The organism is Providencia sneebia DSM 19967, assembly GCF_000314895.2.
In the GTDB taxonomy this organism is placed as follows: domain Bacteria; phylum Pseudomonadota; class Gammaproteobacteria; order Enterobacterales; family Enterobacteriaceae; genus Providencia; species Providencia sneebia.
Genome location: NZ_CM001773.1, coordinates 2,508,040 through 2,529,904 on the forward strand (window position 1 = coordinate 2,508,040; position 21,865 = coordinate 2,529,904).

General features: G+C 37.9%; 17 protein-coding genes. 11 read left to right on the forward strand and 6 right to left on the reverse strand.

Annotated features, from left to right (window positions below):
• Positions 1 to 88 precede the first annotated feature (88 nt).
• The 8 genes from rluE to OO7_RS10445 all read left to right on the forward strand — a co-directional run bounded on the left by rluE (position 89) and on the right by OO7_RS10445 (position 8,046).
• Complete coding sequence (rluE, locus tag OO7_RS10410) at positions 89 to 742, forward strand: 23S rRNA pseudouridine(2457) synthase RluE (protein WP_008915915.1); 654 nt, start codon at positions 89 to 91, stop codon at positions 740 to 742.
• Positions 735 to 1,184, forward strand: a complete 450-nt coding sequence (locus OO7_RS10415; RefSeq protein WP_008915916.1) for an NUDIX domain-containing protein — start codon at positions 735 to 737, stop codon at positions 1,182 to 1,184. The genes rluE and OO7_RS10415 overlap by 8 nt, the downstream gene beginning before the upstream one ends.
• A 140-nt stretch (positions 1,185 to 1,324) precedes the next feature.
• A complete protein-coding gene (mnmA, locus tag OO7_RS10420; RefSeq protein WP_008915917.1) occupies positions 1,325 to 2,428 on the forward strand; it encodes a tRNA 2-thiouridine(34) synthase MnmA in 1,104 nt (367 codons plus the stop codon).
• A 2-nt stretch (positions 2,429 to 2,430) separates the two neighbouring features.
• Entirely contained in the window at positions 2,431 to 3,066 is a 636-nt protein-coding gene (gene hflD / locus OO7_RS10425; RefSeq protein WP_008915918.1) for a high frequency lysogenization protein HflD, read from the forward strand.
• Between the two features lie 19 nt (positions 3,067 to 3,085).
• The gene (gene purB, locus OO7_RS10430) at positions 3,086 to 4,456 is read left to right on the forward strand and encodes an adenylosuccinate lyase (RefSeq protein WP_008915919.1); all 1,371 of its coding nucleotides are present in this window, start codon (positions 3,086 to 3,088) and stop codon (positions 4,454 to 4,456) included.
• Positions 4,457 to 4,707: 251 nt separating this feature from the next.
• On the forward strand, positions 4,708 to 5,382 hold the full coding sequence (phoP, locus tag OO7_RS10435; RefSeq protein ID WP_008915920.1) for a two-component system response regulator PhoP: 675 nt from the start codon (positions 4,708 to 4,710) through the stop codon (positions 5,380 to 5,382).
• A 1-nt stretch (position 5,383) separates the two neighbouring features.
• On the forward strand, positions 5,384 to 6,835 hold the full coding sequence (gene phoQ, locus OO7_RS10440) for a two-component system sensor histidine kinase PhoQ (protein ID WP_008915921.1): 1,452 nt from the start codon (positions 5,384 to 5,386) through the stop codon (positions 6,833 to 6,835).
• An 86-nt stretch (positions 6,836 to 6,921) separates the two neighbouring features.
• Entirely contained in the window at positions 6,922 to 8,046 is a 1,125-nt protein-coding gene (locus tag OO7_RS10445) for a ribosomal protein uL16 3-hydroxylase (RefSeq protein WP_008915922.1), read from the forward strand.
• Positions 8,047 to 8,232: 186 nt separating this feature from the next.
• On the opposite strand, the gene pepT is transcribed toward OO7_RS10445, so the two are convergent.
• Positions 8,233 to 9,462: a peptidase T gene (gene pepT / locus OO7_RS10450; protein WP_008915923.1), complete on the reverse strand. Its 1,230-nt coding sequence runs from the start codon at positions 9,460 to 9,462 to the stop codon at positions 8,233 to 8,235.
• Between the two features lie 577 nt (positions 9,463 to 10,039).
• On the opposite strand from pepT, the gene OO7_RS10455 reads away from it, so the two are divergent.
• Positions 10,040 to 11,878 (forward strand): hypothetical protein, encoded by a 1,839-nt coding sequence (locus tag OO7_RS10455; protein ID WP_008915924.1) that lies wholly within the window; start codon positions 10,040 to 10,042, stop codon positions 11,876 to 11,878.
• Positions 11,879 to 12,028: 150 nt separating this feature from the next.
• Here OO7_RS10455 and cobB read toward each other — a convergent pair whose 3' ends face one another.
• Positions 12,029 to 12,859 carry a Sir2 family NAD+-dependent deacetylase gene (gene cobB / locus OO7_RS10460; protein WP_156823173.1) on the reverse strand — a complete coding sequence of 277 codons (831 nt, stop codon included), beginning with the start codon at positions 12,857 to 12,859 and terminating at the stop codon, positions 12,029 to 12,031.
• 278 nt (positions 12,860 to 13,137) lie between these two features.
• On the opposite strand from cobB, the gene OO7_RS10465 reads away from it, so the two are divergent.
• Complete coding sequence (locus OO7_RS10465; RefSeq protein ID WP_008915926.1) at positions 13,138 to 13,635, forward strand: TIGR00645 family protein; 498 nt, start codon at positions 13,138 to 13,140, stop codon at positions 13,633 to 13,635.
• 50 nt (positions 13,636 to 13,685) lie between these two features.
• Here OO7_RS10465 and lolE read toward each other — a convergent pair whose 3' ends face one another.
• From lolE to lolC, 3 genes are read right to left on the reverse strand one after another with little or no spacing between them, the layout of a single operon-like run.
• Positions 13,686 to 14,933, reverse strand: a complete 1,248-nt coding sequence (gene lolE / locus OO7_RS10470; protein ID WP_008915927.1) for a lipoprotein-releasing ABC transporter permease subunit LolE — start codon at positions 14,931 to 14,933, stop codon at positions 13,686 to 13,688.
• Positions 14,933 to 15,634 (reverse strand): lipoprotein-releasing ABC transporter ATP-binding protein LolD, encoded by a 702-nt coding sequence (lolD, locus tag OO7_RS10475; protein WP_008915928.1) that lies wholly within the window; start codon positions 15,632 to 15,634, stop codon positions 14,933 to 14,935. The genes lolE and lolD overlap by 1 nt, the downstream gene beginning before the upstream one ends.
• Complete coding sequence (gene lolC / locus OO7_RS10480) at positions 15,627 to 16,829, reverse strand: lipoprotein-releasing ABC transporter permease subunit LolC (RefSeq protein ID WP_008915929.1); 1,203 nt, start codon at positions 16,827 to 16,829, stop codon at positions 15,627 to 15,629. Before lolC ends, lolD begins: the two co-directional genes overlap by 8 nt.
• A 309-nt stretch (positions 16,830 to 17,138) precedes the next feature.
• Here lolC and mfd point away from each other — a divergent pair, with 309 nt between their 5' ends.
• Positions 17,139 to 20,588 (forward strand): transcription-repair coupling factor, encoded by a 3,450-nt coding sequence (gene mfd, locus OO7_RS10485; RefSeq protein ID WP_008915930.1) that lies wholly within the window; start codon positions 17,139 to 17,141, stop codon positions 20,586 to 20,588.
• Between the two features lie 350 nt (positions 20,589 to 20,938).
• Here mfd and umoD read toward each other — a convergent pair whose 3' ends face one another.
• Positions 20,939 to 21,535, reverse strand: coding sequence for a UmoD family flagellar biogenesis regulator (umoD, locus tag OO7_RS10490; RefSeq protein ID WP_008915931.1), 597 nt, complete (start codon positions 21,533 to 21,535; stop codon positions 20,939 to 20,941).
• Positions 21,536 to 21,865 lie beyond the last annotated feature (330 nt).

Consider the following 21,865-nt stretch of genomic DNA (forward strand, 5'->3'; position numbering starts at 1 on the left):
GATTATTACAAAATCGATTACACTAAAACAAAGGTTTGTTGGCCGTTTTGTCAACATCAATGAACTAAAATTCTTTCAATGAGTACTCATGAACAAAGCTAATCGCACAACAGCGCATAAAGACATAAAAAAAAGATCGCCTCTGCGTAAACCTAATCAACGCCCATTGTTAGCGACAAAAAATAAGCGCCAAGGTCCAACAAAGGTGATTTTATTTAATAAGCCTTTCGATGTGCTCCCTCAATTTACCGACGAGCAAGGCCGAGAAACATTAAAAAAATACATCCCAATTACTGATGTCTATGCAGCTGGCAGGCTCGATCGCGATAGTGAAGGTTTACTTATCCTCACCAACGATGGCAAGCTACAAGCTCAATTAACACAGCCAAATAAAAATACACATAAAATTTATTATGCTCAGGTTGAAGGAGTTCCCGATGAAATTGCATTACAAAAGTTTCGAGCGGGCTTAATTCTAAACGATGGACCAACTCGCCCTGCTGGAGTTGAATTAGTGAGTGAGCCTGAATGGCTGTGGCAAAGGGTTCCCCCGATTCGTGAGCGTAAAAACATTCCAACAAGTTGGTTAAAAATTACACTTAGTGAAGGAAGAAACCGCCAAGTTCGCAGAATGACCGCTAACATAGGTTTTCCTACATTAAGATTAATTCGTTACCAAATCGGTGAATTTACTTTAGAAAACTTAGCTCAAGGGGAATGGAAGGAGATAAACCATGTTTAAACCCCATATTACTGTTGCAACAATTGTTCATGCCAAAAATCAATTTTTGGTTGTTGAAGAATGGATTAACGGCAAGCCAACTTGGAACCAGCCTGCGGGTCATTTAGAAGCTGATGAAACTTTATTAGAAGCTGCTGAACGCGAACTGTTAGAAGAAACCGGAATTCAAGGCCGCCCACAAAAGCTAATTAAAATCCACCAATGGGTAGCGCCAGATAAAACCCCTTTTATTCGTTTTTTATTTTCTCTTGAACTGACTGAGCCTTGTGTCACACAACCGCAAGATAGTGATATTTCCTGTTGTCATTGGGTGAGTGCCGAAACAATTTTTGAAAGTAAAACATTACGTTCACCACTTGTCGCAGAAAGTATGCATTGTTTTTTAAGCGGAATGAGTTATCCCCTTGATATTCTCGATGCCTATGGTGACTATAATCAGTAACAATATTATTTATGCAGTTACATTATCCTCTTTTAGTGGCACATTTTTGTCATGATGAATATTCCCACGCTAACGCTGGTGTAACAAGGGTACAACATGGTAAAGTATGGGGCTTAATTTTTCCGCAGTGAGAGTATTCCATGTCAGATAACAGCCAAAAAAAGGTTATCGTCGGTATGTCCGGCGGTGTTGACTCCTCCGTTTCAGCTTATTTGCTCCAGCAGCAAGGATATCAGGTTGTTGGTCTGTTCATGAAGAACTGGGAAGAAGATGATGATGAGGAGTATTGCTCCGCAGCAACTGACCTTGCTGATGCGCAAGCGGTTTGTGACAAACTTGGTATCGAACTTCATACTATCAATTTCGCAGCAGAATATTGGGATAACGTGTTTGAACATTTTTTATCTGAATATAAAGCTGGCCGTACCCCAAACCCTGATATTTTGTGCAACAAAGAGATAAAATTTAAAGCATTTTTAGAATTTGCAGCAGAAGATTTGGGCGCTGACTTTATTGCCACTGGCCACTATGTCCGCCGCCGTGATGTTGATGGCAAAAGCCAATTATTACGTGGTCTAGATGCAAATAAAGATCAAAGTTATTTTCTCTATACGTTGAGCTATGAACAAATCAGTAAAAGCCTATTCCCTGTTGGTGAATTAGAAAAACCAGAAGTCCGTCGTATTGCTGAAGAAATTGGCCTTGTGACAGCAAAGAAAAAAGATTCTACGGGTATTTGCTTCATTGGTGAACGCAAATTCCGCGATTTTCTTGGCCGCTATTTGCCAGCTCAACCCGGTGATATCATTACCGTTGATGGTGAAATCATTGGCAAACATGAAGGTTTAATGTATCACACACTTGGTCAACGAAAAGGTCTTGGTATTGGCGGCATGAAAGAAGGTTCTGATGAACCTTGGTATGTTGTTGACAAAGATGTGCAAACTAACCAATTAATCGTTGCTCAAGGACATGAACATCCGCGTTTAATGTCTACAGGTTTGATTGCTCAACAACTTGATTGGGTTGATAGAAACCCACTCACTGAAACTTTACGTTGTGTGGTTAAAACTCGTTATCGACAAGCCGATATTCCTTGTACTGTGACGCCTATAGCAGATGGAAAAATCAAGGTGATTTTTGATGAGCCGGTGGCAGCTGTTACGCCAGGTCAATCCGCAGTATTTTATATTGATGAAGTTTGCCTCGGTGGCGGCGTTATTGAATCTCGAATTCAGGAGTAGTAGTGGCTAAAAATTATTACGATATTACACTTGCTTTGGCAGGGATCTGCCAAGCAAGTTATATGGTTCAAGCTCTTGCTCAAAATGGGACTTGTGATGACCATGATGCGCAAACTATGGTCAATAGCCTGACTAACATGAACCCTGCTTCAACAATTTATGTCTATGGCAACGATCCCGCAAACCTAAAAACGGGTTTAAATGCACTGCTAGCCATGACTTCTAATGTAAAAAATGGTCGAGTAGAACTGACGACTGAAATCACCCGCTATATGCTTAGCATGACAGTTCTTGAGCGCCGTTTACATAAAAACACCCAAGCAATGGCTCAATTAGGTCAACGCATAGAACAGTTTGAGCGCCAAGCAAGCTATTTTGAACCCATGTCTGAAGGCGTTTTTAATGCTTTAGCCGGTATTTATGTAGATGTTATCAGCCCGCTTGGATCTCGTATTCAAGTGACTGGCTCACCTGATATATTAAAAAACTCACTTGCTCAAGCGAAAGTCAGAACCTTCTTGCTCTGCGGAATTCGCAGTGCCGTATTATGGCAGCAAGTGGGTGGAAGTCGCTTACAATTAATGTTTTCTCGAAGCCGTCTGAGTAATCAGGCGAAAGATATCCTGTCTCACCTTTAAAATACTGGAGTTGCTACCAATGGAATTATCCTCACTGACCGCTGTATCCCCGATTGACGGCCGTTACGGTGATAAAGTCAGCGCACTACGCACTATTTTTAGTGAGTTTGGCTTACTGAAATTTCGCGTACAGGTTGAAGTTCGCTGGCTACAAAAACTGGCGGCAACCGCTCAAATAAAAGAAGTTCCCTCATTTGATGCAGACGCAAACGCTTACCTTGATGAAATTGTCGCTAACTTCAGTGAAAAAGATGCTTTGCGCATCAAAGAAATTGAGCGCACAACAAATCATGATGTCAAAGCTGTTGAATACTTCCTAAAAGAAAAAGTGGCGCAAGTTCCAGCCCTAGATGCTGTTTCTGAATTTATTCACTTTGCTTGTACTTCTGAAGATATTAATAATCTCTCTCATGCATTAATGCTGAATACTGCGCGAGAAGAAGTCCTACTGCCACAATGGCGCCAACTTATTGATAAAATTAAAGCAATGGCTAATGATTACCGCCTATTGCCTTTACTTTCTCGTACGCATGGTCAACCAGCAACACCTTCAACTGTTGGTAAAGAGTTTGCTAACGTTGCTTATCGTATGGAACGTCAATATCGCCAATTAGAGCAAGTCGAAATTTTAGGTAAAATTAATGGTGCTGTAGGTAATTACAATGCACACATTGCTGCTTATCCTGAAGTTAACTGGCATGAATTCAGTGAGTCTTTTGTGACATCTTTAAATATCACATGGAACCCATTCACCACTCAAATAGAACCTCATGATTATATTGCTGAACTATTTGACTGCGTTGCCCGTTTCAATACTATTTTATTAGACTTTGACCGCGATATTTGGGGCTATGTAGCACTGAATCACTTCAAACAAAAAACGATTGCAGGTGAAATTGGTTCTTCAACTATGCCGCATAAAGTTAACCCAATTGATTTTGAAAATTCAGAAGGTAACTTAGGCTTAGCGAATGCAGTATTGAATCATTTATCCAGCAAACTGCCTGTCTCTCGTTGGCAGCGTGACCTTACCGACTCAACTGTATTACGTAACTTAGGTGTTGGGTTGGGCTATTCATTAATCGCTTATCAATCAACACTAAAAGGCCTTAATAAGCTCGAAGTGAATGAACAGCATCTTCTTGATGAATTAGATCAAAACTGGGAAGTTTTAGCTGAGCCTATTCAAACTGTAATGCGCCGTTATGGTATTGAAAAACCTTACGAAAAACTAAAAGAGCTGACTCGTGGTAAACGAATTACGGCTGAAGGTATGAAGCAGTTTATTGATGGTTTAGATCTTCCTGAAGACGAAAAAGCACGTTTAAAAGCGATGACACCCGCTAATTACCTTGGTTATGCCGTTCATTTTTTAGACGAATTAAAATAATAATTGACTATAATAATTTATATGGCAGCTCATAACCTTGAGCTGCTTTATTAAACTTAATTCAACATCCATACTCAATCACATCTAATAATAGGTACGGATAAGCCAAGAATTGTATTTCTGATATCTGTTTGCCTTACGTTTATACAATGACTTGTGATGAGATAATTATCTTTTTAACATAGTCATTCCTGAGCAACTATTATAATAATCATAGCGGCCATCATTTTTCTTAATGCGAGGTTTCTCTAATGCGTATTCTTATTGTTGAAGATAATGCCCTTCTTCGTCACCATTTAACTGTGCAATTAAAAGAACTTGGTCATCAAGTTGATTCAGCGGAAGATGCCAAAGAAGCAGATTATTTTCTACATGAGAGCTGTCCAGATATTGCTGTGGTTGATCTTGGCTTACCCGATGAAGACGGTTTATCAATGATAAAACGCTGGCGTAGTGCACAAGTCACTATCCCTATTCTGGTCTTGACTGCTCGAGAAAGTTGGCAAGAAAAGGTACAAACATTAAATAGCGGTGCTGATGACTATGTAACTAAACCTTTCCAACTGGAAGAGCTTGTGGCACGCATGCAAGCGCTAATGCGTCGAAATAGTGGACTTGCCTCACAAGTTTTAGAATTAGATGATTTTGTTATCGACCTGTCTCGAAAAGAATTTATGGTAAAAGGTAATCCGGTAAAACTAACCGCTTTTGAATATACCATCATTGAAACGTTATTAAGAAATAATGGCAAAGTGGTCAGTAAAGATTCATTAATGCGCCAATTGTACCCAGATGCGGAACTTCGCGAAAGTCACACAATTGATGTTTTAATGGGGCGCTTAAGGAAAAAAATACAGCAATTTCATGATACTGATGTAATCGTGACGGTACGCGGACAAGGATACCGCTTTGATGTGAACAATTAAGATGTGGAAAAAGTTTAAATTTAAGCCATTATCTTTAAGAGCGCGTTTTTTATGTGCGACTTCAGCGGTCATTCTCGCACTGACGCTCTCTTATGGTATTGTTGCGATACTTGGCTATCTAATCAGTTTTGATAAAACAACCTACACATTGCTCCGTAGCCAAAGTAATTTAATCTATAGCTTAGCCCAGTGGCAAAACGATAAAATTGATATTCGTGTTCCACCTAATTTCACATTAAATAGCCCTGCATTAATCATAATTTATAACAATAAAGGACAAGTGCTTTGGCGGCAAAGGGAAGTTCCCGCTATTGAAAATCTTATTAACAAGAATTGGCTCAAGAAAGAAGGTTTATATGAAATTGATACGGACCTTAAAGAAACACGCCAATTACTTCAAAATAATCCTGAATATAGAAATAAGCTTGAAGAGATGACGGAGGATGATTTTCCTCTGACACACTCAGTCTCTATTAATAAGTATGAGCAATCTGAGAACTTACCTCCAGTGACCATTGTCGTTGTTGATACCCTTCCACAAGACTTGCAAAAAACGGGGGTAGTTTGGGAATGGTTTGGGTATGTATTACTTGCTAATTTATTATTAGTCATTCCATTAATTTGGTTAGCCGCTTATTGGAGTTTACGGCCAATTAAATCGTTAGTCTCACAAATTAGTAGCCTTGAAAAAGGTGAACGCGAAATGATGGATGAAAATCCGCCCTATGAATTACGCGGTTTAGTGCGAAATTTAAATAAGCTCCTCACCAATGAACGTAAACGCTACAGTAAATATCGTACAACGCTGTCAGATTTAACTCACAGTTTAAAAACGCCTCTTGCGGTTTTGCAATCGACATTGAGATCTCTTCGCACCGGTAAACAAATTTCTATAGAACAAGCAGAGCCAATTATGCTTGAGCAAATCGGTCGTATATCACAACAAGTGGGTTATTATTTACACCGCGCTTCGACACAAGGTGATAATAATCTTATGTTGCGCGAAATATCTTCTGTCCCAGCTTTAGTTGATAGCCTTGCTAGCGCTTTGCACAAGGTATATCAGAATAAAGGAGTTTCAATTACAGTTGATATTTCACCTGAAATGACTTGGTTAGGTCAACCCAATGATTTTATGGAAGTTATGGGTAATATTATGGAGAATGCCTGCAAATATTGCCTTGAATTTGTTGAGGTGACTGCAAAGACTGACCATGATTCACTAACCCTCATTATTGATGATGATGGACCCGGTGTACCAGAAAATAAACGTAACCTTATTTTTGTTCGTGGGCAACGCGTTGATACTTTACGACCGGGTCAAGGTCTTGGATTATCTATTGCAGTTGAGATCATTGACCAATATGATGGAGAAATCACGATTAATGATAGCCCGCTTGGTGGTGCGCGTGTGCAAGTCATATTCCGCCAACAAACTGTGCCCGATAGCTAATCTGTGATCAACAATCCTGTTTATCCCCTATTTTGTCGGTAATTTCAGGTATACTAACAATAGATATTTTAACTTGGGACAATAAGATGGATTATAAACTGAATCTTGACTGGCAAAGTTTTCTAGACAGCCACTGGCAGAAACGCCCTTTACTGATTAAAAATGGTTTTACACGTTTTATTGATCCTATCTCGCCTGATGAGCTCGCGGGATTAGCAATGGAAGATGAGGTTGATAGTCGTCTTGTCAGCCATAAAGATGGCCTCTGGCAAGTTGCTCATGGTCCTTTTGAAAGTTATGATCATTTAGGTGAAGAAAATTGGTCAGTATTAGTACAAGCTGTTGACCATTGGCACCATCCAAGCGCTGCATTGATGAAACCATTTAGAGTTCTTTCTGACTGGCGTATGGATGATTTAATGATCTCCTATTCTGTCCCAGGAGGTGGTGTTGGCCCACATCTTGACCAATATGATGTGTTCATTATTCAAGGTGAAGGTCGTCGACGCTGGCGTGTAGGTGAAAAACATCCGATGAAGCAACATTGCCCGCATCCGGATCTCCTACAAGTTCAACCTTTCGATGCTATTATTGATGAAGAAATGGAACCGGGTGATATTCTTTATATTCCACCAGGATTTCCACACGAAGGTTATGCCATTGAACCTTCATTAAATTATTCTGTTGGTTTCCGTGCACCAAATACCCGTGAACTTATCAGTAGTTTCGCTGATTATTTAATTTCTAATGACCTTGGTAGTTATCGTTACAGCGATCCTGACCTCTCATTTAGAGATAATCCTGCTGAAATATTACAAGGTGAACAAAGTAAATTGCGCGAAATGATGGAGTCATTAATTAGTGATCCAGAACTCTTCCGCAAATGGCTTGGTGAATATATCTCGCAATCGCGCCATGAATTAGATATCGCACCACCAGAACCCGCTTATGAGCAAGATGAAATATATGATCTTCTCAAAACTCAGCAAGAAACATTGTATAAACTTAACGGTTTAAGAGCATTACGCGTTGGTGACCAATTTTTTGTCAACGGTGAATGTTTAGAAACATCCTGCTATGAAGCAGCTGACAGTTTATGCCGATTTGATTCAGTTAACAGTGAAATGCTAGGTGACGCAATTGATGACGTCAATTTTATTGCACTTATCACTGCGTTAATTAATAGTGGTTACTGGTATTTTGATGATTAAATTTTACAAGAATTAATATTGTAGCGTCATAATGATGAAGGCTGAATAATCAGCCTTCATTTATTTGAATACTCATGATGTGACATGCTCAAACATAAGTTTATTACCCACGATAATAAATACCGCATAGTGATCCTGTACGCCATTTCATCATTAAAATAAATAGCTCACAAATATTGCCTATTATTATTTCGCTCTCATCGCAGTAAGTTCAGCAATACGCATAATCACATTCACAGCCTGTTCCATTCCTTCTTGTGTAATAAATTCATGTTTACTATGAAAATTATAACCACCCGTAAAAATATTAGGACACGGTAAACCGCGATAAGATAATTGGGCACCATCTGTACCACCACGAATTGGTTTAATAATGGGGTCAATATCGCAATCTTTCATTGCTTGGTAAGCAATATCAATAACATGAGGATGTTTCATCACTTCTTTGTGCATATTGTAGTAGCTGTCATCAATTGTTAACTCAATATAACAATTTGGATGTAAACCTTGGCCTACTTTTTCAGCAATACGAATAATATTTTTCTTCCGAGCCTCAAATTTTTGTGCATCAAAATCACGAATAATATAATTCATTTCCGCTTTTTCGACAGAGCCTTTCATTGAATTTAAATGATAGAAACCTTCATAACCTTCCGTATTTTCTGGCGTTTCTTCTCTAGGTAATTCAGCATGAATACGATTAGCTAATGTTAACGCATTAGTCATTATCCCTTTTGCTGTACCAGGATGAGCATTATTACCCACAATTTTAATGGCAACATTAGCAGCATTAAAATTTTCATACTCTAATTCACCAACACCACCACCATCAACGGTATATGCCCAACGAGCATCAAATTGTTTCAAGTCAATATATTGCGCACCACGACCAATTTCTTCATCAGGTGTAAAAGCAATACAAATTTTACCATGTGGAACATTATTCGCTTTCAAACGCACTAAAGCCGTTATAATTTCAGCAATACCGGCTTTATCATCTGCACCTAATAACGTTTTTCCGTCTGTCATGATCAGTGTTTTGCCAATCATTTCATGTAAAACAGGAAACATAACCGGTGATAACACTTCATCACCGATACCTAACGCAATATCACCACCACGGTAATTTTCTAGTATTTGCGGACACACATTTTTACCAGAGAATTCAGGAGACGTATCTAAATGGGAAATAAAACCTATTGGCGGTACATCCCAATCAACATTCGCAGGTAAACTTGCCGTAATACAGCCTTGTTCTGATAAATTAATTTCATCAAAATCAAGGTCTTTCAGCTCTTTGACTAAAGCACGTGCAAATTTCAGCTGCCCCGTACTGCTAGGCGCGGTTTTTACATTTAATTTTGACTGTGTGTCAAAAGAGGTATATTCAAAAAATCTTTCTAAGAGTTTGTCCATACTTTATCTCTCCCAATATTAATTCTCCCATTATGGAAAAGAATGTTCAGACAATTCTTGTTTCAAATCAGCTTTCACGTTAATGATTGGATATTTTAGAAAATAGATATTTCAAAGACTTAAAAATAGCATACCGTCAACTATACTTAAGGGGTATATTCATTCAATCACTTACCCTTTTCGGCGTAGCGCGACCAAATACAATAAAAACCGCCATCATTTACAACAAATAGAATTTTTATAACAAACTTAACTGTAAATTTAGTTAAATTTAACCTATTTTATAATTTACATCAGGCATTCTTATATACAAACTTAGAAATTATTTTTAAATCACAATATTAAAAGTAATTTAGAAGTGAATTACACTGAATTCATAATATCAATAAAAATATAATAAAATGAATTATCACTTGTGCCAATTGACTCACGTTAAATATATGTCATGCTATATTTTAGTTGGAAATATAAACAATACAGTATTTATGAGCAATGTATACATAATATATATTATGAACTTTATTCATAAAATAATTTTAGTTTATATAAAAGTGTAATCTATAAAAGAGCTAATTAAATGACCAAGATATATTCAAAACCACTCAACACAGATGAATCAATTAATTGTTATCAAACAGATGATAATAATTATAATAGTTCAAGTATTGATAATAAAAATTTAGCTAATCAAATCAAGCAAATTTCAAATATTACTGAACAATCTAAAACAACACAGCAAGCTGTTCAACTCTCGATTAATGCTACCAAAAAGAATAAAAAAGCTAAAGTAGAAAGAGCGTTTATTCAAAGAACGACTCTTTATCCTAGTGCTAAAAATGAAGTAGTTGCCTTTAAATATCAACTTAAAAAATCAAAAAGACCATTGGTTCATTTTCCGCCTTCAGCACGAGGTGATATGAATAGTTATAAATATATTGGTTTCCTTGAGCAACGAGAACGCCCACTGACTATGTTTGAATATGTTAGTTGTAAAAACTCAGACGCTCAGGAGCTACGTTTTAATAATAACCTTCCTGTTATAATAGAGCATATAAATTCAATGGGGAGCCGATTAAAAGAAGGTAGAGATTATATTTTTTGTAATAAACAAGAAATAGATAGTTTTCAGGAAGAAAGCGTAAAAATAAAAAATTATCAATATTATGATAGTATTGTTGCTGTACCCGAATTAAGAAAAGATATACATAAACAATTTCGAGATGATATTGCGACTAACCCCAAAATTAAATCTTATTTTGATAATAAAGCACTCCCTTGCACGGGTGAAGAAACCTTTATTCGCAAAAATAGACTGATTATGGTTAATGTCAATAAAAGACCCACCCTATCACAATGGGAACCGCGTGAATATCGCCACACAACGCCTGACTTTACTCACCTGAAAAACCTAGTTGATTGTGTTTATGAAGCAAAAAAAGAAGCAAACCAAAGAATACAAAAAGATAAATTTGATATTTGTTTTGTCGGCAGTGAATTCACCATGGGTGAGCAAGGTTTATGGAAAGAATATGCCATGAAAAAAGGAGTTAATGTCCATTTTTTTAATGACTTGGCAAAAAAGGGTTTTAACCGACTTGAACAGCGAGAAGCATTATTTGCTTTATCCGATCAATATAAAAGTACTATTTATTTCGGCCTCCAGTCTGGCGTTAATGAAGATGCTCCGATTCTTCCAAGAACCAATGTTTATAGCCTGAGTGAATATTTAAAATCAAGCCAAGTGGGGATCAACCGCATAGAAAAAAGGGCTCAACTTGATATTATAAAAAAAGGGCCACTTGGGGTACCAATGCATGCCAGCACTGTTGGCAACTTCTATAGCCTCCGCAATTGCGAATTTTTAACAACAGAAGGTATTCTGGCTGCTATTCAACTCAAAGATAGTACGCTGTTTAAACAACATCAACCTTTAGATAAATTATGGGCTAAAATAGTTAATCAATACGCAATTGAAGTTGGCAATGAAAATACAGAAATCCCAGATGAACGCGCCACTGATGCCCTATTAACATTGATATTAGATAATGGTACAAACACTAAAGTAAACGAAGAAACAAAAAATAATTACCGTGATGTCGTTAATATTATTGTACAGCGTATGAAAGGGAAAATGCCATATTTCAGTGAAGCAGCTAAAAAATATTTTACAGATGTAATGAAAGAAGAGTTAACGCTTCATGATAGCCATGAACCTTTAACCCAAAATGAACGCAAACGTGAAATACACAATGCAGGTATAACACCTTTTACATCCAAACTATTAAGGCATAGCCACCATTTTGAGCCAAGAGGTAAAGAGCGGATTGGAATGCCAGATAATCCTAAAGATAACGCCCTCAATCTACTTTATTCCACAGGGAAACGTCCGCTACGCAAAGCACTTCCACTTATATAAAAAGCCTGACATGATACAAAATCTGAAATAATATTATTGCGCTCATGACGAAAAAACACTGAGCGCAATTCAACATAATTCACTAAACAAAAAATATCATTGTATTCAATTCGTGTTCTTATTTAATTAATGATGACATTCAGTATTTCGTTATTCACTTTGGCTATTATTCAATTCATAAATTAAATTATTAATATATTCGACAACAATTTGGCTTGCTAACCCGTAATGTTTCTCATCAAATTCACTTTCAACTTGGCTTGGTTCTAAATTAAGCTCGACAGTATGTGCGCCATGTAATTTAGCTTCGTGAACAAAACCTGCTGCCGGATAAACATGTCCTGAAGTCCCAATGGCAATAAAAATCGTTGCTTCTTCAAGTGATTGATAAATATGATCCATGCCAAAAGGCATTTCACCGAACCAAACAATGTGCGGCCTTAGAGGTTGCGGGAATTGGCAACAGTGGCAACGCTCATCAACACTGAGATCGCCTTTCCACTCTACAACTTGCTGTGACCAACTACAACGCACCTTTAATAATTCACCATGCATATGAATAATACGTTTGCTTCCTGCCCGCTCATGTAAATTATCAATATTTTGCGTCACTAATAAAAAATCATCCCCCAGCACATCTTCTAGTTGTGCTAAGGCAAAATGTGCCGCATTAGGCTTGATATTATCTTGTTGAAGCTGTTTACGCCTTTCATTATAAAACCGTTGAACTAATCGTGGATCACGCGCAAAGCCTTCTGGTGTTGCGACATCCTCAACACGATGTTCTTCCCATAATCCATCAGAAGATCGAAATGTTCTAATACCTGATTCTGCTGAAATGCCTGCACCGGTTAAGACAACAACTTTTATTTTTTTCATATTAGTTATTCGGCTCTCTCTATAAAAAGACAGGTTGCGAGCTCGTTGACGACGTAACATTTTAATTTTTTTGAATTTTTTTAATCGATGACGAAAATGCAACATCAGCCTATTTCCTTCTAGGAATGCATGTTTATTAAATAATCAATGACTACTCAAACATAATGTGGTTATTAAGTATAGAGTAATAGAAAACAATGAGAATTGTAATAGTAAATAAAAATCTTTAAATTTAAGTTAATCTGACCTTCACTTTGTTAATTAAGCCATTTTTAGCGATAACCTACCTAAAATCCTGCAAATGATGGTCGCGCTGCAAATTAAGAACAGCTAAAATAGACAAAAAGCAGGATTACTTTTCATCAATCAAAAAGGTTTATATGGAAAAATTCTTTGAAAGAGCAATGTATGCATCACGCTGGTTACTTGCTCCTATCTATCTTGGACTTTCACTCACACTTTTAGCGCTCACGATTAAATTCTTTCAAGAGCTGTTTCACATTATCCCGAATATTTTTTCAATCCCAGAAGCCGATCTCATATTGATTCTGTTATCTCTAATTGATATGGCATTAGTCGGTGGTTTATTGGTCATGGTTATGTTTTCAGGCTATGAGAATTTCGTCTCACAACTCAATGTGCCTGAACATGTCGAGAAGTTAGGTTGGCTTGGCAAAATGGATGCAACATCGTTGAAGAATAAAGTCGCCGCTTCCATTGTGGCTATTTCTTCAATTCACCTATTAAAGATTTTTATGAACTCGCAAAACGTGCCTGATAACAAACTGATGTGGTATGTCATTATTCATCTAACGTTTGTGCTTTCTGCTTTTGTGATGGGTTATTTAGACCAATCGATTATGAAGAAAAAGAAATAAACCGGATTGCGTTAAGGCGGTAAAAGCTACCGCCTTTCTATTGACTATTTTTACTGCCCGCTCAGAATACGCGCCGGATCTAATTTGCTTGCACGACGTGCTGGATACCAACTCGCGACTAAACTTAAAATAATTGTCGTCAACAAAACATACACAATATCCATTAGATGCAATTGAGATGGCAGAAAATCTATAAAATAAACATCACCCGACAAAATAGGATGACCTAGAATACATTCTAAGCCTTTAATTATTGTCGTCAGATTTAATGATATGATCACACCTAATACTGCCCCGATAATTGAGCCAATCAGCCCACTTAATAGCCCATACCACAAGAAAATCGCTCTAATTTGCCGATCTTTTGCACCTAATGTTCTTAACACAGCAATATCACTGCTTTTATCTTTCACTGCCATGACTAAAGTAGAGACAATGTTAAAACAAGCAACCCCAATAACCAGAACCATAGCTAAGTACATGATACCTCTAACCATTTGAATATCATTGTACATATAACCATAATCACTCATCCAACTTTTGATAGTGACATAATGCATTGTTTTTATCCCTGCATCATAAATCACTTTTTCAGCATCAAAAGGGTTATTCGCCTTAATTTCAAAACCCGTGATCCCGTTTCCATAACCCAAATACTCTTGCGCATCTGATAAGGGCACTAACGCTAATTGATGGTCGAGTAAACCACTTAACCGGAAAATCCCCGCTACTTGGACACGAATGCGCTTAGGCTGTTGGATTTTCAAACTATCATCAGCATTTGGGATCATAATAGTCAGCCAATCCCCAACTTTGACATTTAACGCATCCGCAACACCTTGCCCTAGAATAATGGATTGTTTACCTGCTTGAAAATGTTTCCACGCATCATTCAGTACAAATTCAGGTAATGCACTAACGTCAGATTCCGTCTCTGGTGAAACGCCCATAACTTGGATTGCTTTTAGATTTGCACCACGTTCTAATAAGCCCGTAAAGCGAATATAGGGGCTTGCTCCACTGACACCAGCTGTATTTTTAATCGCGTCATAAGCATGATCCCAATCTTGGTAGGGGGTTTTCACTGCATCAATTTGCCCATGAGCAACAACGGAAAGCACGCGGTCTTTAAGTTCGCGTTCAAAACCATTCATTGCACTTAAGCCAATAATCAAAACAGCGACACCAAGGACAATCCCTAATGTTGAAACAATAGAAACTAAAGAAACCATACCTGTACGGCGGCGGCCACGACTAAAACGCAATGCTGTCAATAAGGCCAATGGCAATTTTGACATTATAACGCCCCCAGCGTGACTTCTTGCTGAAGATGACCATCGCGCATCTCTAATTGGCGAGATAAACGATTAGCCAATTTCATATCATGAGTAACGACCAAAAATGCTGTACCTTGCTGGCGATTCAACTCACCTAATAATTCAAAAATTGCATCTGCATTCCGCAAATCTAAATTTCCGGTAGGTTCATCAGCGAGCACTAATGCGGGTTCATTTACCAATGCACGGGCAATTGCAACACGTTGGCGCTCCCCCCCCGATAGCTCAGATGGACGGTGAGAAGCACGATGAGCAAGCCCTACCGCATCCAACAACTTTGTTGCACGATCAAAAGCTTCTGTTTTATTCATGCTACCAATCAGTAATGGCATCGCGACATTTTCTAATGCTGTAAAATCGGGTAATAAATGATGGAATTGATAAATAAAACCAAGATCTTTATTACGAATATCTGCACGCGCATCTGATGAAAGTCGATTGATGTGCTGGCCACGAAAAATAACCTCACCCTCTGTAGGTGTATCAAGTCCGCCAAGTAGATGTAATAATGTACTTTTCCCCGAACCAGAACTGCCAACAATTGCCATCATTTCACTTTCATTCATGGAAAAACAGACATCTTTTAACACTTCTGCTGATAATGTTCCTTCATGATATTTTTTGCTCAAATGTTCACAAACAAGAAGTGGTTGTTTATTCATATCGTAAAGCCTCAGCAGGTTGTACTGCCGCTGCACGCCAAGAAGGGTAAAGCGTCGCAAGCAGAGAAATAAGCATAGCAGAAATTGCAATAACAAAAATGCCTGAAAAATCAAGAATGATCGGTAAGTGAACACCTTTAGGTAGCATGCCAAAAAGCGGCATTAACGTATTTAATTGACTGGAGATTAAAACACCTAAGATTGTGCCAATTAACGTGCCAATAATACCCGCCCCCGCACCTTGGATCATAAATATGGCTAAAATACGCGCACGTTTAAGTCCTAATGTTTTTAAAATAGCCACTTCAGATTGCTTTTCCATCACTAATAATGAGAGCGAAGTAATAATATTAAAGGCTGCAACTGCAATGATTAAACTCAGCAGCAACCCCATCATGTTTTTTTCCATTTTAACGGCTTGGAAAAACTCCCCTTTCCGCTCACGCCAATCTGTCCAAATTAATCCATCAGGTAATTTTTGCAGACTTAATTGGTCAACTTTTAATGGTTCATTAAGAAATAGCCGCCAGCCCGTAACATGGCCTTGTGGATAACGCATCATGCGAGCTGCATCATCTTTAGCAACAATCAATTCACTCGCATCTGCCTCACCATTTGTTTGGAAAATTCCGGCTACCGTAAATAAACGCTGGCTAGGTATTCGTCCCATTGGGGTAAGTTGGCTCACACCAGGAATAATTAAACGAACTTCATCGCCTCGCTTAAGCCCAAGGTTTCTAGCTAATTTTTCACCCAAAAAGACATGGTAATTCCCCGCTGTGAGATCATCACGTGTTCCCTCAACTAAATTATCCAGAAGGGGTGAGCGTTCATCTGAGTTAATGCCAAGCATCATCCCCACCCCAACATTAGAGCGACTTTGCAGGACAACATCTGATTGCACAATTGGCACAGCTTCCTTGACACCTTCTAAGTTTTGTAAACTTGAAATAGGATAAGCTTGTGGATCAATATGGCCAGAAGATGATGTCAAAACAGCCTGAGGCATGTAAGTGAGTATGCTATCTTGTAATGAACGTTCAAAACCATTCATTACTGATGTGACCGTGATTAAAGCAGCGACGCCTAATGTAATACCAATAGCAGATAAGCTGGATACAAAACGACCAAATTTGTCGGCTGCTCGTCCACGCATATAACGTAGACCTATAAATAATGAGACAGATTGATGCATGAAATCAGTAACGCCCCTGTTGCCAAAGCAAAGTGTTCAGCGATAATAAAGGGTACGAATGATGAATGGAACCATTCAACGCCTGTTTTACGCTTTTTTTCTTAATTAGCTTGATTAGCTTGCTCTATTTGCCGAACATTCAGACAAATAGACCTAAAAATACTTGGAGTGACCTGTCAGCATAGCGCAAAGATAGCTAGAAAAATATTGCTGTTCATGTTACCACGTGAATAAATATAGCCAACAACGACTCAACTCGAAGAATGACAGGCTATTCAACCTTAATGTAGTGAGAAACTAAATATTTTTATGTCTTCAAAATTTCGTTACGAACTCCCAACACGCAAAGGTGATGTCCGCCATCTAGGATGTTTGATAGGCGCCGCCGCAGCACTAGAATGTGGAGAGATGATAGAACGTCATCAAGGGCCTGTTGTTGTGATCACTCACGATATGCAAAATGCATTACGCTTACGAGATGAAATTCGACAATTTACTCAATTACCAATAGAAACGCTCTCAGATTGGGAAACATTACCTTACGACAGCTTTTCACCTCATCAAGAAATTATTTCTCATCGTTTGTCCACGCTCTATCGCTTACCTACAATGCAAAAAGGGGTTTTAATTCTCCCTGTTAATACATTGATGCAAAAAGTCTGCCCTATTGATTTTTTAACCAGTCATGCTTTGGTGATGGCGAAAGGTGATAAATTATCAAGAGATGCCTTGCGTGATGAGTTAGATAAAGCGGGTTATCGCCATGTTGAGCAAGTATTGGAGCATGGTGAATATGCAACGCGAGGCGCATTATTAGATCTTTTTCCAATGGGCAGCGCTTTGCCTTATCGTATTGATTTTTTTGATGACGAAATTGATAGCTTACGCACTTTTGATGTTGATACACAGCGTACGCTTGAAGAAGTCAGTAGCATCAATTTATTACCCGCTCATGAGTTCCCAACGGATAAAGATGCGATAGAACGCTTTCGTAGCCAATGGCGTGAACGCTTTGAAGTTCGCCGAGATCCAGAACATATTTATCAACAAGTTAGCAAGCATACTCTGCCAACAGGGATTGAATATTGGCAACCACTCTTTTTCAGTCAACCTTTGCCTTCATTATTTGATTATTTGCCTAAAAATACACTATTCATTTCTCAACAATATCAAAAAGCAGCAGAACGCTTCCAAGCAGATACTCAACAGCGCTATGAAAGCCGTGGTGTTGACCCAATGCGCCCACTTCTGCCGCCATCTGACTTATGGCTAACTGTAGAACAACTTAATCAATCTTTAAAACAGTGGCCTCGCGTTGAGCTTTCGACAGAAAAACTTCCTGAAAAAGCGGCAAATACGAATTTAGATTACTTACCACTGCCAGATATTAGTACTCAAGCACAACATAAACAGCCACTTGAAAAACTGCGTCAATTTACTGAACAATTTGATGGAGAAATTACCTTTTCTGTAGAAAGTGAAGGTCGACGAGAAACTGTTTGCGAATTATTGGCTCGCCTAAAAATTCGTCCTGAAATAATTCCATATTATTCCAGTCCAATCACTGAACGTTTTTCAATTATTATTGGTGCTGCTGAACATGGTTTTATTCAATCTGATAAACATCGTGCATTAATATGTGAAAGTGATTTGCTTGGTGAACGTGTTGTTCGCAGGCGCACCGACCATCGCCGTGCAATCAATACTGACACACTCATCCGTAACTTAGCAGAATTGCGCCCAGGTCAACCTGTTGTACACATTGAACATGGAGTTGGCCGTTATCAAGGTTTAACCACGCTTGAAGCGGGTGGGATCACGGCGGAATATTTGATCCTCACTTATGCAGGCAATGATAAACTCTATGTTCCCGTTTCATCCTTACATTTAATCAGCCGTTATTCTGGCGGTGCAGATGAGAATGCCCCTCTTCATCGTTTAGGAAGTGATAGTTGGAGTCGTGCTCGCCAAAAAGCGGCAGAAAAAGTACGTGATGTTGCGGCTGAACTTTTAGATATTTATGCTCAACGCGCCGTTAAACCTGGGTTTGCTTTCAAACATGACAAAGAGCAATATCAAGAGTTTTGCCATGGTTTTCCTTTTGAAACAACACCTGATCAAGAAATAGCAATTAATGCAGTACTTAGTGACATGTGCCAACCTATCGCAATGGACAGATTAGTTTGTGGTGATGTTGGGTTTGGTAAAACGGAAGTCGCCATGCGCGCGGCTTTCTTAGCTATTAACAACCATAAGCAAGTTGCTGTTCTGGTTCCTACCACACTTTTAGCACAACAACATTTTGATAATTTCCGTGACCGATTTGCTAATTGGCCTGTCAGAATTGAGATGTTATCGCGATTCAAAACAGCTAAAGAGCAGCAACAAATTATTGAAGAAACCGCCGAAGGAAAAGTTGATATTCTGATTGGCACCCATAAATTATTACAAAGCGATATTGTTTGGCATGATTTAGGGTTACTGGTCGTCGATGAAGAGCATCGCTTTGGTGTGCGCCATAAAGAGCGCATTAAGGCAATGCGTGCCAATGTAGATATCCTGACTTTAACCGCCACACCAATTCCACGAACACTGAATATGGCAATGAGTGGTATGCGTGATCTCTCAATTATTGCAACGCCACCCGCTCGTCGTTTAGCTGTAAAAACATTTGTCCGTCAATATGATGATTTAGTGGTACGTGAGGCTATTTTGCGTGAAACCTTACGCGGCGGCCAAGTCTATTATTTATACAATGATGTCGAGAATATTGAAAAAGCCAAAAAACGCCTTGAAGAATTAGTCCCCGAAGCACGTTTTGTGGTCGGGCATGGGCAAATGCGTGAACGCGAACTTGAACGCGTAATGACAGACTTCCACCATCAACGATTCAATGTATTAATTTGTACAACCATCATTGAAACAGGTATTGATATTCCTACCGCAAATACAATCATCATTGAACGCGCTGATCATTTTGGGCTTGCACAATTACATCAATTGCGCGGTCGTGTTGGTCGTTCTCACCATCAAGCTTATGCCTATTTGTTGACCCCGCATCCAAAAGCGATGACAACTGATGCTCATAAGCGATTAGAAGCGATATCTTCACTCGAAGACCTTGGGGCTGGTTTTGCTTTGGCGACCCATGACCTTGAAATTCGCGGTGCTGGGGAGCTTCTCGGAGAAGATCAGAGTGGGCAGATGACAACTGTGGGATTCACACTCTACATGGAGCTGCTAGAAAGCGCGGTTGATGCATTGAAAGAAGGCAGAGAACCTTCCTTAGAAGATCTTATTAATCAACAAACCGAAGTAGAACTGCGTATGCCAGTGCTGCTACCTGATGATTATATTCATGATGTTAATATCCGTTTATCATTCTATAAGAGAATTGCTAGCGCACAAGATAACGATGAGCTAAATGAATTACGAACAGAGCTTATCGACCGATTTGGTACATTACCCGATGCAGGTAAGTTTTTACTTGCAAGTGCGGCAATTAGGTTACAAGCCGAAAAATTGGGTATTAAGCGTATTGAAGCACATGAACAAGGCGGTTTCATTGAATTTGGTGAACACAACAAAGTCTCTCCTCATTTTTTAATTAGTTTGTTGCAAAATCAACCAAAAACATTCCGTCTTGATGGCCCTGTAAAATTAAAATTTATCACTGATTTAAGTGAAAGAGTAACGCGTATAGATTTTATAAAACAGCTGTTAAGTGATTTTGCTGATAATCTCACTAATGATGATTAAATAATATACCGCATTCTTTTGTATAATTTTATTCAAGAATGCTAATAATATATTTAAGAGAAAAATAATCCCAATCACTGATAAATAAAGTGATTGGGATAAAGGTAATTGGAACATTAATACAATTAACTTAATAATTAAAATATTTAATTCATGAAATGTTCATTTAATACATATAAATAATTAGACATATTAATAATTTGTTATTAATAAAAATAATTATCTCTAAAGTTTTTATTGTAGAATTTTATGTGAAATATAAAGTTTTTTATAATTATAGAATAGTTTGATTTCAATACTTATTATATTCCTATTTATAATTTCATATATTTAAATATAAATTATATTAATTATTCGTAGTAGCCATAAGTGTTTTTTGTTGTGTGAATACTGAGTGCATTTCTCGGCATATTGAGTTGAAAATCATTATCTTCAAGACAATAAAATGGAATTAATGCATCTGAATCATTACGTGCTTTTTCACAAATTTGATTACTCGATTTGGTTAAATCTAAACGGCCATTTTTATCAAGGGGAATAAATAGTCCAGGATTATATGCCATTCTTACTTTGCCAATGGTGTTACCAATGCGGTACACCACATCATAACCTACAATAACCTGCTCTGCCTTTTGGGTTATAACACACTTTCTATACTCGCGATCTAACAAAGTGGGGATTGACCTTTTTTGTAGCGTTTGTATCACAAATACCATTTTGCATTCATTTTGTGCTGGGTGATAACGAGACAAATACTCTTGATTGAATCCATTTAATACATCAATAGCTGAACAAGTTTCATACTCAATAAGACGATGTGATCTTATTGGTTCCATTGAAATAACGGTTGCTTGTTTACTTTCATCAGGGTGAATTAACATAATAGCGGTAATAATCACAAGGAAAATAGCCATCGCGGCTAATAATAATTTATATGTTAGCTTCATTGACTTCCTTTGATTAAAGGTGATGAGAGAGATAAACTCATTGTATCGATTCTATTTAATATTACGATGATTACTCTCGATTCAACAGTAAGTTTTAGAGTTTTCTTAATCAAAAACAACTGTATGAAAAATCATCTTGGCTTGTTTGGTGACTATATCAAGGCTATCAGATATATTTTTATCTTATAAGTTGATTGCTATCAATATTTCTTACACGTTTAGTGTCTATTTAACATTTAAATGATTATACTATCTTTAGCTTTTATTATTAGCTTATCATTCATATAACATTTTTTTTCTCTCATTTTATTAGACTCAATCCTTCTATAT